Below are 14,019 nucleotides of genomic sequence, written 5' to 3'. Positions count from 1 at the left end.
GCTCTTTTCCCGGCCCGGCGGATCAGCGGGTCTCGGTGAGCGGGCCGTACGCGTCGGGGCGACGGGTGGTGAGGAACGGGAACAGCTCCAGCCAGTCGCGCCGGGCATCCAGGTCGAGGTCGGCGACGAGGACGGCGGGCTCGTCGCGGGGGGCCTGGGCCAGGACGCGGCCGTACGGGTCCACGATGAACGAGCTGCCGTAGAAGGTGAGGCCGTTCTCGGCGCCGATGCGGTTCGGGACGACCATGAAGGTGGCGTTGGCGATGGCGTTGCCGGTGATCACCTTCTGCCAGAGCGGCTGGGAGTCGAAGCCGGGGAAGCCGGGCTCGGAGCCGATGGCGGTCGGGTAGACGAGGACGTCGGCGCCGGCCAGCGAGTAGGCGCGGGCCAGCTCGGGGAACCACTGGTCCCAGCAGGTCGGCAGGCCGAAGCGGGCCCCGTCGACCTCGACCAGCGGGAAGGCGTCGTCGCCCGCCGGGCCGGCCCGGAACCAGTCGTCCTCGTAGTAGCCCTCGGTCACCGGGATGTGGGTCTTGCGGGTGCGCTGGGCGAGGGTGCCGTCAGGGGCGACCAGGATCGCGGTGTTGTAGCCGAGGCCGTCGTCCTCGCCGCCGGGCGCCGGGGCCTTCTCGTACAGCGAGGCGTGGACGTACACCCCGTGCTCCCGGGCGGCCTCGGCGGCGAACGTGAAGGTGGGGCCCGTCAGCAGCTCCTCCGGGGCGGCGGGCTCGGGGTGGTCGGCGCGGCGGACGACCGCGAAGTACGGCGAGAGCGTCAGCTCCTGGAGGCAGACCACCCGGGCGCCCTCCCCCGCGGCGAGCCGGATGCCCTCCAGCAGGGCGGCGCGGTGCTCGGCCGGGTCGCGGTGCCAGCGCTGCTGGACCGCCGCGACGCGCAGGGGCGCGCGCTCGGCGGGGCGGGTCCGGGTCGGGGAGGCGGGCGGGTTGTACGCGGTGATCAGACGCATGACCGGTTCCAGGGGCGAGGGGACGGGGGGAGGGCTGAGGGGAGGACTGGGGCGGCGAAGCCTGCCGGAACGTTCCGGCAACGGATCGAATCTAACCCTGCCGGAACGTTCCGGCAACCCTCCGGGCCGTACGGCCGCCGACGTCTAGACTTCACCCCCGTGACCTCCCGCACCGTGACCCTGCTCGACGTAGCCCGTGCCGCCGGGGTCTCCAAGAGCACCGTCTCGGACGCGCTCCAGGGCTCGGGGCGGGTCGCCGACGCCACCCGGGACCGGGTCCGCGCGGTGGCGGAGGAGCTGGGCTACCGCCCCAACAGCGCCGCCCGGCGGCTGCGCCGCGCCAGCACCGGGGCCGTCGGCCTGCATCTGCCGGCCACCGCGACCCGGCTGGACTACTACATGAACCTCGCTTTCGGGGCGGTGGAGCGCGCCCAGGAGGACGGGCTCGACATGGTGCTGCTCGCGCCGTCGGGGGCGGCGGGCGGGCGGATCGCCTCGCGCGTCGACGGGCTGCTGGTGATCGACCCCGAGGCGGGCGACAGCGCGGTGCCGGGGCTGCTCGACGCGGGCGTCCCGGTGGTCACCGGTGAGCGCTACCTCGGCCCGGCCGCCGGCCCCAGCGCCGCCGTGGTCTGCGACAACGCCGCCTCGCTGACCGCCCTCCTCGACCATGTCACCGAGCGCGGCGCCCGCCGCCCCGCCGTCCTCGCCCCGTCCGGCTCCTCCGCCTGGGCGACCGCCCTGCGCGCGACGGCCCGGTCATGGGGGCGGGCCCACGGGGTGGAGGTGGCGCTGCGCACCGTGCCGTTCGCGGCGACGCCGGCGGAGGCCGAGGAGACGACCCGGGCCCTGCTCACCGCGGACCCCGCCGTCGACGCCGTGATCTGCGCTCCCGACGGATCGGCCCCGGGCGTCCTGCGCGCGGCGGCCGCTCTCGGCCGGGATGCCGGCCAGGTCGGCGACGGGGCCGGCCACGGAGTCGGCCTCGAAGCTGGTCTCGAAGTCGGGCGGACCGGCGGAAGCGGTACGACCGGTGCCGGCCTGCTCGTCGCGTCCTGCGTCGACGGCCCCGCCACGCGCAACGCCGAGCCGCCCGTCACCGCCGTCGACCTGCGCCCCGCCGCCTACGGCCGCGCCTGCGCCGAGCTGCTCTGCGACATCCTCGCGGACCGGGCCGCCCCCGACACCGTCCGCCGCCACGCCTGGTCCCTGGAGACCCGCGCCTCCACCGGCCCCGCCTGAGCAACACACCACGCCCCCCACCACCCCGCCCGGCGAGGATCCGGTAGGGGAACAACACGCCCCAGGGCGGGGGCGGAACCCGTCCCCGGGCGGGGGTGCATCGCGGATCGGATCCCTAGCGTTCATGGGGTCAAGATCCATTCGGAACGGCCCGGCCGCACAGCCGCGCCGCTTCCTCGCGTGAAAGGTGTGAGCCTCATGGCGAACCCCAACGTCGGCATCCTCGAAGAGATCGACGACCAGAACCTCGACGCCGTCAGCGCCGCCGGTCAGGGCTGGGGAACCATCGTGTCCTCCCTCAGCTGCTACGGCGCCAGCTACGTCCTGGGGAACAACGGGAACTTCTGCACGGCCACCGCCGAGTGCCAGAACAACTGCAAGTGACCGTATGACGCCGGGACCCACCTCCCGGCGTCACCCCCCCTCCCCTCCCGAGGGGGACCCCCCCGCCCTGCCCCGCCCCGTCCTGGATCCGGTGTTCATGAACAGTCACGACGTCTCCCCCGGCACCGCCGAAGCGCTGCGGACGTATCTGCCGGAGCTCACCGACCCCGAGCTGATCGCGCACGTCGAGGAACGGCTGCGGGCGGCGGCGACAGCGGACGAGGGCGAGCAGAACCAGGAACTGCCCGACGCGCCCCCCGCCTACGACCCCTCCGTCGACCCCGACGGGCTCTTCCACGACTACTTCCGCCACTTCGTCGCGCCCCGGACCGGCCTCGTACGCCATGCCGCCGCGCAGTCGCCCGTGATCGCCGCGCCGCGGCGGATCGTCGACGACTTCGTCACGCACCAGACGGGACTCGTCTCCCGGCTGATGATCCGGACCCTGGTCGAGGAGCTCCACCGGCGGCGCACGGCAGGCCTGCTGGACGGCGACACCCCCGAGGAGCGGTACGCCGCCTTCCGGCGGTGGACCAACAGTCCGGGCGGACACCGCGAGTTGACCGCGCGCTATCCGTACCTCTTCTCGACGGTGAGCCGCCAGGTCGAGGCGTCCGCGCGGTACGTCGTCGAGATCATCGAGGAACTCGACTCCTCCGCGACGCGGTTGGGCGCGCTCCTGCCGGCCGGCGGTCCGGAACTGCCCCGCGTCGAGCGTCTCGTCCTCGGCGAGGGCGACACCCACAACGGCGGACGCTCCGTCGCGCAGGTCCTGTTCACCGACGGCGCCCGGGTGCTCTACAAGCCGCACCCCATCGGCGCGGAGGCCGGCTACAGCGCCTTCGTCTCCTGGATGAACGGCCGGATCGGCACCGATCTGCCGACCGTCGCCGTGGTCCCCACCGAGCACGGCGGGTTCGTGGAGTTCATCCCCACCGAGGAGTACGCGGGCGAGCAGAAGGACTACTTCGCCCGGATCGGCACCCTCGCGGGCATCCTCTTCCTCCTGCGGGCCACCGACATCCACTTCGAGAACATGGTGTCCTGCGCCGCCGGGCCCGTCGTCATCGACACCGAGACCCTGCTGTCGCCCCGGCTGAACCTCCCCGAGGCGTACGACGACGGCGCGGCCTCCACGATCGGGGCGCTCACGCTCCGGGAGTCGATCATCGGGTCGGGGCTGCTGCCGCTCGTCGTGCGCTCGGGCGACGACGACGAGGGCATGGACATCGGCGCGATCGGCTACGACACCGGGCAGCGTTCCCCGTACAAGTCGCTGAGCCTCCAGAACCCGGGGCGCGACGACATGTTCGTCGGGATGGTGACCACGACGACCACGGCCGCCAACGCCAACCTCGCCGTACAGCGCGCCACCCAGCTGCCCGTCAACGACCAGCGGGACCTCGTCAAGCGGGAGTTCGGCCGGGTACTGCGGTATGCGGCGGACCACCCGGACGCGGTCGTCCACGCCGTGGAGGAGTTCCTCGGCGATGTGCAGTTCCGGCACGTCAACCAGGCGACGATCTTCTACACGCAGTTGCTCCGCATGGCGACCCACCCGCACGCCATGGCGGACCCGGTCGTCCGCTCCGCCGTCCTGAACCGGGTCGTCCTGCGCACCGGCGACTCCCCCGCGATCGCCGACGCCGAGGTCCGGCAGATGGCCCGGGGCGACGTGCCGTACTTCTCGTACACCGCCAGGTCGCGCGCGCTGGGCTCGACGGACGGGACCGTACGGGCCGACGCCCTGGCGGAGCCGCCGCTGACCACCGTGCGCGAGCGGATCCACGGGCTGGACGAGACCGTCATCGAACGCGAACTGCGCCTGATCGACTTCTCGTTCGTCAACAAACTGCCCACCGACCAGGAGGAGACCGGGTTCGTCCCCGTGCGCCCGGCGGGAAAGCCCGCCGTCACCGTGGACCGGGGCCGGTTCGTCGGTGAGGCCGTACGGATCGGGGAGCGGCTGCTCGCGACCCGGGTGGCGAGCACCGAGCCCCGCCACCCGGCGACCTGGATCGCCCCGCAGGTCACCACCGACTCGCAGAGCCAGTGGAGCCCCGGCACCCTCGGCTACGACCTGTACGGCGGCAGCCCCGGCCCCGCCCTCGTCCTCGCCGCACTCGCCCGCGAGACGGGCCGGGCCGACTTCGCGGCGGCCGCGCGCAGCGTGCTGGACCCCGTCGAGGAGCAACTGCGCGGCGGGCGGCTCGCCGAGCAGGGGGTGTCCGTGGGCGGGATGACCGGGATGGCCGGTACCGCGTACGCGCTCGTCGTGGCCCGCGGGCTGCTGGACGAGCCGGACGCCGGGCGCCTCGGCGAGCTGGCGCGGGAGCTGGCCCGGTGCTCGGGGGCCGAGGCCGGCACCGACTTCCTCAGCGGTATGGCGGGCGCGATGGCCGTCGGCCTCGCCCTGCACGAGCGCGCCACCGACCCGGCGGAGCGCGCGGTCGTCGCCGAGGCGGTCCGCACGATCGCCGCCCGGGAGACCGAGGCGCTCGGCGGCCCCGGCCTGGAGGACCCCCGGGTCACCCCGTACACCGGTTACGCACACGGGGCGATGGGCATCGCACCCGTACTGCTGCGCTACGGGGCCGAGTTCAACGACCGGGACGTGCACGGGCTCGGGCTGCGGATCCTCGGCGCGGTCCTCGACGCCCAGGAGGACGGCGACCGCGACTGGCCGCGCGTCTGGGGCGAGCCGGAGCGCTCGTACGGCTGGTGCCACGGGGCCCCCGGCATGCTGCTGGGAGCGCTGATGAGCAACGAGCACGCGCCCGGCGCCGTGTCCCGCCCGGTCCTGGACCGGCTGGCCGGGCTGACCCTGGCCCGCGGCTTCGGCAACAACCCGACCTACTGCCACGGCGACCTGGCCTGCGCGGAGATCGTCGGTCTCGGGCAGCAGCTGGTCCCCGGGCTGTTCGGCGCGGCCGTGGACCGGACCGGCGAGGGCAGCCGGGCGGGAAGCCACGGCGACGGCCTCGACGACCTGTATCCGCGGCTCTTCGACGAGGTCGTGGAGCGGTACGGGCAGCGCTCGGACACCAAGTACGCCTACACCAACAGCCTCATGGTCGGGGAGGCCGGACTCGCCTGGTCCGTCCTCCGCCACCTGGACCCGGAGGGCCACCCCTCCCTGCTGCGCTTCGCCTAGGCCACGGCCGGGACACGACGGCGCACCCACGAACCGGGCCCGCATCCTGCCGGGCCCTGCACCACCCATCCACGCAGGAAGAACAGAGAGGAACCGTCATGGGCGACATCGCCATGAACGACGCCACCGGATACGTCAGCGCCGACGAGCTCGTCGAGCTCGCGGACGCGCCGGACTCGCTGGCCGCGGGCATCACGCCCACCATCGTCCCGGCCACCGCCGTCACCACCGTGATCGTCGGCGCCAGCGCCGCGATGCAGGGCGGCTGCCCGACGAGCGGCTGCACCAAGCGCTGCTGAACCCGCTGAGCCGGTGCGGTGCGGGCGCCCCGGAACTGGTACTTCCGGGGCGCCCGTCCCCACCCTCCCACCTTCGACGACGGCAAGAGAGTCCCCGAGTGCAACTGAGCGACGCGTTCCTCGACGACCTGGTGCGGCGCATCACCGACGAGAGGTCAGACGTCTTCGGCGCGTTCTACACGCCGTATCTGCGGGACGGCGCCCAGCGCGTCGCCGGGCTCGCCGCCGCCCTCCCGGGCCCGGACACGATGGAGGACACAGCCGACCTCGCCGGGGTCGCCGAGTCCGCGCTCCGCTCGCTCATGGGCCTCTGCGTCGAGACCGGCGTCCGCACCCTCATCGCCTCCTTCCGCGCCCAGGACACCGGGTACGAGGCGTTCCACGCCCGCCTCGCCCGGGCCACCGGCCGCCAGGCGGTGCTCGACCGCTTCCCCGAGCTGGACCGGCTGCTGCGCCTCGCCACCGCCCGTACCGCACGCACGGTGGCCGACGTGCTGCACGCCGCCGTCGCGGACCGGGCGGAGCTGGACGCGCTCCTCGGCGGGCCCGGCCGGATCGTCTCGGTCACCCCGGGCCTCGGCGACGCCCACCGGGGCGGGCGGACCGTCTGCCTGGTGGTCCGGGACGACGGCACGCGGGCCGTGTACAAGCCGCAGCAGGACAACTGCCAGCAGCTCCTGACCTCGCTGCGTACGCTCCTCGACGCGGACGGCTCGTTCTTCGGTCCGCTGCACCCCCGCACCCTCGTTCGGCCCGCGCACGTCTGGCAGGAGTTCGTGGTCCACGCCGACCTCGACGGTACGGCGGAGCACAGCGCCCGCTACTTCCGCCGTTTCGGCCGGTCCGCCGCGCTCCTGTCGATGCTGGGCGCCACCGACCTGCACCACGAGAACATCATCGCCACCCCGGCCGGCCCGGTCGTCATCGACACCGAGACCCTGGTGTCGCTGCCCAACACCGCACCGGAGCAGGGCGGTTCGATGCCGGCCGCGGCCGCCCTCAACCGCGACATCGAGCACTCGGTGCTCAACACCCTGCTCTTTCCCGCCCGTTACGCCGCATCCAAGCTGGACGTGGACATCTCCGGGATCGGCTGCGTGCGGCCCGGGGCCTCCGAGCACCTCCAGTCGTACCTGGTCGTGGACGCGGGCACGGACGACATCCGCTTCGACCGCAGCCAGGTCGTCGTCGAGCACGGCTCCAACATGGCCACCGTGGCGGGCGAGCCGCTGGACCCGCGCCGCTGGACGGACGAGCTCGTCGCCGGATTCCGCGAGGCCCGCACCCTGCTCGCCGCCCACCGCGACGCCGTGGAAGCGACCGTACGGGAATCCGCCGGGTGGGCCGTGCGCCAGGTCGTCCGCCCGACCTACGTCTACGCCCGGTTCCTGGAGGCCTCCACGCACCCCGTGCACCTGGGCAGCCGGCAGGACCGGGCCGAGCTGCTCGGGAAACTTCCGCGCCACTACCGGGGCACCGCCGCCGCATCGGCCGACGCGGTCCACCGGGAGGAGGTCGCCGCCCTCCTCGACCTCGATGTGCCGTTCTTCACCGTGGACTGCGACTCCGGGCTGCTGCGCGGCGACTTCGACGAGGAGATCCGCAGCGCCGCCCGGCTCACACCCCGTGAGTCCGCGCTCGCCGCCGTACGATCGTTCTTCGCCCGGCCCGCCGACCGCGACCCGCTCTACCTCCGCTACGCACTCGCCGGTTCCGCCGACGACGTGTGGGAGCGACGGGAGCCCGCCACCGGGCCCGCCCCGACCACCTCACCCGTCCACCTCGCCGACCCGGCCGGCTGGCACGCCCTGCTCGGCGACCTCGTCGTCGGCGGGGCGGACGCCCCGACCTGGCTGACGCCCCGCCTCCGGGGCGACGGGCTCCGCCTCGGCGGCATCGACGCGACGCTGTACGACGGCGGCGGGCTGCTGCTGCACCTCGCGCAGAGCGCGGCCCGCACCGGCGTGTCCCCCGTGGGTGTGGACCCGGAGCGGGTCTGCGCCTCGGCCGTGCGCTCCCGGCCGGCCGTGCTCGACGGGACGCCGCTGTCGATGTCGCCGTTCACCGGCGCGCTCTCCGACCTGGTGACCGACTGGGAGATCCGGCGGCTGACCTCGCCCGACGCCCGGTTCCGGGCGGGCGAGGAGCACGTCCGGTTCCACCCGGGCCAGGGCGCGTTCGACGTCGACGGCCTCTCCGCCGCCGACTTCGACCACCTCAACGGCTACGGCGGCTACCTCGTCCACCTCGCCGCCCACACCGAGCACGGCGCGACCGAGGTCACCGGGGCCGGGGCCGAACGGCTGCTGCGCCGCCTCGTCACGGTGGACGGCGACCCGGCCGAGCACCCCGAGGGGGATGAACTCGGCCTGGCCCACGGCAGGTTCGGCCGGATCACCGCCCTGTCAGCGATGGTCGCGGCGGGCCTCGACGAGGACAGCGGCGCCCGCGCCCATCTGGAGCGGTTCGCCGAGGCGTACGGTCGCCACCGCTGGCAGGACGCGGGCCTGCGCGACCGGGGGACGGAGGCGGCAACGGCGGCTGGTGCAAGGGGTACGCGGGCATCGCGTACGCGCACGCCGCTCTGCTCACCGCCCTCGGCGAACCGGCCGGCCGGATCGCGGAAGCCGTGGCCCCGGAGATCGCCCGCGTCACGGAGCCCGCCGGGGCCGGACGGAGCACCGCGATCGCCCCCGACCTCAGCCTCTGCCACGGGCTCGCCGGCCGGATCGCGGTCCTGTGCCACCTGGCGGACCTGCTCGCCCGGCCCGACCTGCGCGACGCGGCCGCCGCGCTGCACACCGCCTTCCTCGACCGGTACGGGAACGGCGGCTGGTCCTGCGGGATCGGCACCGAACCCCTCCTGCCGTCCTACTTCCTCGGCCTCTCCGGCTGGTTCGCCGCCCAGGCGATGCTCGACCACCCCGGAACCGGCCTTCCCCGCTGCCTCGGAGGCCGCTGATGGCATGGCGTATGCGCAGAGTCCGACGGGTCCGCGAGGTCCAGCAGTTCGCCCAGGCCGAATGCGGTCTGTGCTGCATCGCGATGATCCTCTCGGCGTACGGCTCCCGCGATTCGGTGGCCGGGCTGCGCCGGGACCACGAGGTGGGGCGCGACGGCCTCACCATCAAGCAGATCGCGGCCATCCTGCGCGGCCGGGGCTTCGAGGTGCGGGCGTTCCGGGCCGGGGTGGAGCGGCTCGATCAGCTGGAGCTGCCGCTCATCGCGTACTGGGACGACAGCCATGTCGTGGTCGTCGAGGAGATCGACGAGCACCGGGTGACCGTCGTCGACCCGGGCGGCGGGCGGCGGAGGTACTCGGCGGAGGAGTTCGCCGAGCACTACTCCGGCCTCGCGCTCGAAGCCGTACCGACGCCGGACCACCGGCCCGAGCGGCACCGGGAGCCCAGTGTCTGGCGGGAGTTCCTGCGCTCTCTGACCGGCGCCCGGAAGCCGCTGCTCCAGGCGTTCCTGATGTCCCTGGTGCTGTACTCCTTCACCATCTTCATGCCGATCGCCACCCAGTACGCGGTCAACGACTACGCGGGCTATCTGGAGAGGGCCCCGATCGCCCTGGTCCTGGTGGCGTTCCTCGCCCCGATGACGGTGTTCTTCCTGCTCTCGCTGCTCAGAACGGTGGCGCTGGCGTCCGTGATCCGGAGCCTGGGCGAGGCGATGATGGGGAAGACGTTCCGGCGGCTGCTGGAACTGCCCTACAAGTACTTCGCCAACCGCTCGCAGGGGGAGCTGTTCTACCGGCTCTCCAGCATCACGTCCGTACGGGACATGATCTCCAGCCAGCTGTCGGTGGTACTCCTCGATCTCGGCAGCCTGATCGCGATCTTCAGCTACATGTTCTACCGCTCGTTCACCCTCGGGGCGACGGCGTTCGCGGTCTTCCTGACCATGCTGGCCGTGGCCGTGGGGACGTACCGGCCGATCCGGCGGATCACCGAGCGGGAGATCAGCGAGACGACGAAGTCCTCCTCGCTCCAGATGGAGGCGCTGTCCTCGATCGAGACGCTGAAGGTCTCCGGGATGACCGGCACCTTCTTCCGGGACTGGCAGCGGGTCTACGCGGCGGGGATGGAACAGACCCGGCGGCGGATCGTCCTCCAGGGCGTGGCGACCAGCGGTTACGCGGTGTTCCAGGTGTTCGGTCCGCTGCTGGTGCTGGCGGTGGGGCTGTGGCTCGTGCTGAACGGTTCGCTGGACCTCGGTTCGGCCGTGGCGGCGCAGACCCTGACCGCGACGAGCCTCGGCATGGTGATGTCGCTGTCCGGCGCGTTCACCCAGCTGATCACGGCGAACGCGCAGGTCGCGCGGGTCGGCGACATCCTCCACCAGCCGGAGGACCCGGGGGCGTTCGGCGACCGGCCGGTCGCCGTGCGGGGCGCGGTGCGACTGCGGAACGTCGGGTTCTCCTACCCCGGCTCCCGCACCCCGGCCCTCGCGGACGTCACGTTCGACATCCGGCCCGGCGAACGGGTCGCGATCGTGGGCAGTTCCGGCTCGGGCAAGAGCACGCTGGGCAAACTCCTCATGGGTCTGTACCCGATCCGGTCCGGCGACGTCCTCTACGACGGGGTGTCGATCGGCGAGATCGACGCCGACACGTTCTACCGGAACGCCGCGTACGTCCCGCAGGACATCGTCCTCAGCAACCGCAGCATCGCGGACAACATCCGCTTCGGGGTCCCCGACGCCACGATGGAGGCGGTCGTCGACGCCGCGCGCCAGGCGCATGTGCACGACGACATCGCGGCGATGCCGCTGGGCTACCACACCCCGGTCCGCGAGATGGGCGGCAGCCTCTCCGGCGGCCAGCGCCAGCGGATCGCGCTCGCCCGCGCGCTCGCCCGCCGCCCCCGCGTCCTCGTGCTCGACGAGGCGACGAGCGCGCTGGACACCGTCACGGAGTCCCGGATCGCCGCCGCGCTGGACCGGCTGGAGTGCACGCGGATCATCATCGCCCACCGGCTGTCGACCATCGTGAACGCCGATCTCGTGGTGGTGCTGGAGCACGGCCGGGTCGTCCAGACCGGCCGCCACGAGGAGCTGATCACCGAACCCGGCCCGTACCGGGACCTGGTCCGCTCCCAGGTCGACCTCAACACGGTCCGATAAGAGAAGGAGGAACCGCCGCATGGCACAGGACGCGCACACCACGCAGGACCACACGCAGAACCGACAGGACGCGCGGCAGCAGGTGATCACGGTCCGGGATCTCCAGAAGGAGTTCCGGGGCACGAGAGCCGTCGACGGGGTCTCCTTCGACGTACGGCCGGGCCGTGTCACCGGCTTCCTCGGCCCCAACGGCGCGGGCAAGACGACGACTCTGCGCATGATCCTCGGGCTGATCCGCCCGACCGGGGGCAGCGCACTGCTGTGGGGCAGCCCGTACGCCGGGCTCGCCGCCCCCACGCGGCGGATCGGGGTCGGCCTGGACGGCGGGGCGTTCGTCGGCCGCCGTACCGGACGGGGCCATCTGCGCTGCTACGCACCGGCCGCCGGCTGCGGTCCCGAACGGGTCGACCGGCTGCTGGCGGACGTGGGCCTGTCGGGTGCGGCGGACCGGCCGGTCGCCGGGTACTCGACGGGCATGAAGCAGCGCCTCTCCCTCGCCTCGGCGCTGCTGGGCGATCCGGAGCTGCTGATCCTGGACGAGCCGGCCAACGGCCTGGACCCCGAAGGGATGCTGTGGCTACGGGAGTTCCTGCGGGACTTCGCGGCCTCGGGCCGGACGGTGCTGCTCTCCAGCCATCTGCTCGGCGAGATGGAGCAGACGGTGGACGACGTCCTGCTGATGCATCACGGGCGGCTGCTGATCAGCGGCCCTCTCGACGGTCTGCTGGAGCCGGGCGAACGCCTGGAGTCGGCCTTCCTGCGGCTGACACGGGCCGGGAACGGAGTACGGGCATGAGCACGGGTACGGGTACGAGCACGGCTGCGGTGGCGCGGACGGGCCGGGGCGCGAGCCCGGCCACGGACTCCGCACCCGGCTCCGGCGCGGTCTCCACGGCCGATCTCCTGCGGTCCGAGGTGCTGAAGCTGACCACGACCCGGCTGTGGTGGATCCTGCTGCTCGCGGTCGTCGCGTGCGGTGCCGGATTCACCGCGCTGATCGTCTTCGGCGGCCTCAACGCCCCGCGCAGCCCCTTGAGTTTCGGCGCGGCGGGCGACGCCGTACCGGCGTACAACCTGCCGGTGGCGCTCGCGTACGTCTTCCCGCTGGCCATCGGTGTGATCACGGTGACGCAGGAGTACCACGCGCGCACGATCTCGGCGACGCTGCTGGCCGAGCCGCGCCGGGCCCGTGTGTACGGGGCCAAACTCGTCGTCGGGCTGGGCACGGCGTTCGTCTACGGAGCGGTGGCGGTGCTCTCCGGCGCCCTGGTGGCAGCGGCGCTGCTGGCGGGGCACGGGAAGCCGACGTACCTCACGGACGGCACGGTGCTCGGCGCGCTGGGCGGCAGCGTGCTGGTGATGACCCTGTGGGGCGCGATCGGCGTCGGCGTGGGTGCGCTGGTGCGCAACCAGGTGGCGGCGATCGTCGGCATCCTGCTGGTGACGCAGTTCGTGGAGCCGACCCTGCGGATCCTCGCCTCCTCGCTCGGCAACGCGGAGCTGGGCAACCTGCTTCCCGGCGGGGCGGGCGACCTGGCGGGCGGCGGCACGATCATGACGGCCGCGGCGGAGGCGGACGGCGGTTCGCAGGGCCTCGGCTTCCTGGTCCTGTTCCTCTACGCGGTGGTGATCGGGGCGGTGGGCGCGACGCGCTTCACCCGGTACGAGGCCTCGTGACGGGAACGCCGTGACCGGGGCTTCATGACCGATGCCATGCCGGGGCCGCCGCACTGGTCAGGTGCGGCGGCCCCGGCACGCGTCGTCATTCCCCCGCCCGGATCACTCCGTTCCGCCGGCCGAACGCTCCTTCTTCTGCACCGTGACATTGACACCCGCGAGCATCACCGCGAGCAGAAGCGGAATCACCACGCCGGTCGGGCTGTCCCCGAAGAGCGGCGCGATCAGCGCGAACACCAGCAGAATGACCACCGGCGCCCAGCGAAGGGCTTCCTTCTTCTTCCCCACGACATTTCCCATGACGGTCTCCTCCATGTTGTGTGCGGCCGGTTCAGCCGGCCACCGGCATACGCGCCACGAGCTGACCGCGGTTACGGAATCCGGTCTTCTGCAGAATGTTCGACATATGGAACTTCACGGTGCTCTCCGCGATATAGAGGGCGCCGGCGATCTCACTGTTGTTCATTCCCTTCGACACCAGGGAGACCACTTCGTACTCCCGTGCCGTCAGGGCCGGATCGTGCGGCCGGCCCGGCCGGTGCACCTGTGCGGGAACGACGGTCGGCCGGACGGCCCCCGCCGGTGCCGACGGCTGCCCGCGCAGCAGCGGACGGACGAGCGTGGGCGATATCCACCCGTGCCCGGCGGCGACCTCCTGCACGGCCTCCAGGAAGGCCTCGTCCAGGTCGTCCCGGTCCACGACCGCGCGGACGTCGGCTTTCACCGCTCCGAGACGGTCGATCTCCGAGCCGTAGGTCAGCGCCACGACCGGCGTGGTGCCCCGTATCTCGTCGAGCCGGTCGATGTCGACGACCAGAACGTCGGACGAAACCCCGGACGGAAGCCCGGGCGAAACCCCCGACGAGACGCCGGACCGGTCGCCGGACGACAGGAGCCCCCCGGCCCCCTCGCACGCGACGGCGTTCCAGCCACGATGGGCGAAGAGCCGGGTGAGTCTCCGCCGCAACGACAATCTGGCGACCATCAGCCCCACGGCTATACAGTCATCTGCCATTTCTGCCCTACTTCCCCCGTACGGCCGCCGGCAGGGCGGATCCGTCACGACGGCCCCCGCACGGCGTGCGCTGGTCAAGGCGCGCAGCGATCCTATCTTTCCCAGGGAAATGACAGCAAGCAGCCATACACTTAAGGGAGCGGGGTCCGAATTA

Annotated in this window: 12 protein-coding genes and 1 pseudogene; 9 read left to right on the top strand and 4 right to left on the bottom strand. The window is 72.9% G+C overall.

Features of this window, described 5'->3' with window-relative positions; genetic code table 11:
* Positions 1 to 22: 22 nt before the first annotated feature.
* Entirely contained in the window at positions 23 to 967 is a 945-nt protein-coding gene (locus CCZ36_RS18215) for a carbon-nitrogen hydrolase (RefSeq protein WP_128818120.1), read from the bottom strand.
* Between the two features lie 159 nt (positions 968 to 1,126).
* Between CCZ36_RS18215 and CCZ36_RS18210 the strand changes: the two genes are divergently transcribed.
* From CCZ36_RS18210 to CCZ36_RS36965, 5 genes and pseudogenes are all read left to right on the top strand, one after another.
* Positions 1,127 to 2,209, top strand: coding sequence for a LacI family DNA-binding transcriptional regulator (locus tag CCZ36_RS18210; protein ID WP_069737651.1), 1,083 nt, complete (start codon positions 1,127 to 1,129; stop codon positions 2,207 to 2,209).
* Positions 2,210 to 2,407: 198 nt separating this feature from the next.
* Positions 2,408 to 2,593, top strand: a complete 186-nt coding sequence (locus CCZ36_RS18205) for a plantaricin C family lantibiotic (RefSeq protein ID WP_030075698.1) — start codon at positions 2,408 to 2,410, stop codon at positions 2,591 to 2,593.
* 97 nt (positions 2,594 to 2,690) lie between these two features.
* The gene (locus CCZ36_RS18200) at positions 2,691 to 5,747 is read left to right on the top strand and encodes a type 2 lanthipeptide synthetase LanM family protein (RefSeq protein WP_164873521.1); all 3,057 of its coding nucleotides are present in this window, start codon (positions 2,691 to 2,693) and stop codon (positions 5,745 to 5,747) included.
* 98 nt (positions 5,748 to 5,845) lie between these two features.
* Positions 5,846 to 6,046 carry a class II lanthipeptide, LchA2/BrtA2 family gene (locus tag CCZ36_RS18195; RefSeq protein WP_065486453.1) on the top strand — a complete coding sequence of 67 codons (201 nt, stop codon included), beginning with the start codon at positions 5,846 to 5,848 and terminating at the stop codon, positions 6,044 to 6,046.
* A 248-nt stretch (positions 6,047 to 6,294) separates the two neighbouring features.
* Positions 6,295 to 7,542 (top strand): annotated as a pseudogene (locus tag CCZ36_RS36965) (type 2 lanthipeptide synthetase LanM); the annotation flags it as partial.
* 273 nt (positions 7,543 to 7,815) lie between these two features.
* On the opposite strand, the gene CCZ36_RS18185 reads toward CCZ36_RS36965, so the two are convergent.
* The gene (locus CCZ36_RS18185; RefSeq protein ID WP_128818119.1) at positions 7,816 to 8,424 is read right to left on the bottom strand and encodes a hypothetical protein; all 609 of its coding nucleotides are present in this window, start codon (positions 8,422 to 8,424) and stop codon (positions 7,816 to 7,818) included.
* 113 nt (positions 8,425 to 8,537) lie between these two features.
* Here CCZ36_RS18185 and CCZ36_RS18180 point away from each other — a divergent pair, with 113 nt between their 5' ends.
* The 4 genes from CCZ36_RS18180 to CCZ36_RS18165 are packed head-to-tail and all read left to right on the top strand — an operon-like array spanning position 8,538 to position 12,850.
* Positions 8,538 to 9,008 carry a lanthionine synthetase LanC family protein gene (locus CCZ36_RS18180; protein ID WP_128818118.1) on the top strand — a complete coding sequence of 157 codons (471 nt, stop codon included), beginning with the start codon at positions 8,538 to 8,540 and terminating at the stop codon, positions 9,006 to 9,008.
* 11 nt (positions 9,009 to 9,019) lie between these two features.
* Positions 9,020 to 11,173, top strand: coding sequence for a peptidase domain-containing ABC transporter (locus CCZ36_RS18175; protein WP_128818117.1), 2,154 nt, complete (start codon positions 9,020 to 9,022; stop codon positions 11,171 to 11,173).
* Between the two features lie 19 nt (positions 11,174 to 11,192).
* Positions 11,193 to 11,969 (top strand): ABC transporter ATP-binding protein, encoded by a 777-nt coding sequence (locus CCZ36_RS18170; protein WP_079149573.1) that lies wholly within the window; start codon positions 11,193 to 11,195, stop codon positions 11,967 to 11,969.
* Positions 11,966 to 12,850: an ABC transporter permease gene (locus CCZ36_RS18165; RefSeq protein WP_107474808.1), complete on the top strand. Its 885-nt coding sequence runs from the start codon at positions 11,966 to 11,968 to the stop codon at positions 12,848 to 12,850. The genes CCZ36_RS18170 and CCZ36_RS18165 overlap by 4 nt, the downstream gene beginning before the upstream one ends.
* Before the next feature lie 102 nt (positions 12,851 to 12,952).
* On the opposite strand, the gene CCZ36_RS18160 is transcribed toward CCZ36_RS18165, so the two are convergent.
* Both CCZ36_RS18160 and CCZ36_RS18155 read right to left on the bottom strand, forming a co-directional pair.
* Entirely contained in the window at positions 12,953 to 13,138 is a 186-nt protein-coding gene (locus CCZ36_RS18160; RefSeq protein WP_234427873.1) for a hypothetical protein, read from the bottom strand.
* Positions 13,139 to 13,181: 43 nt separating this feature from the next.
* Positions 13,182 to 13,865, bottom strand: coding sequence for a helix-turn-helix transcriptional regulator (locus tag CCZ36_RS18155; protein WP_107474809.1), 684 nt, complete (start codon positions 13,863 to 13,865; stop codon positions 13,182 to 13,184).
* Positions 13,866 to 14,019 lie beyond the last annotated feature (154 nt).

The organism is Streptomyces sp. S063, assembly GCF_002832675.1.
In the GTDB taxonomy this organism is placed as follows: domain Bacteria; phylum Actinomycetota; class Actinomycetes; order Streptomycetales; family Streptomycetaceae; genus Streptomyces; species Streptomyces sindenensis.
The sequence above is the reverse complement of the archived record's forward strand: the minus strand, read 5'-3'. Positions and strand labels throughout refer to the sequence as shown.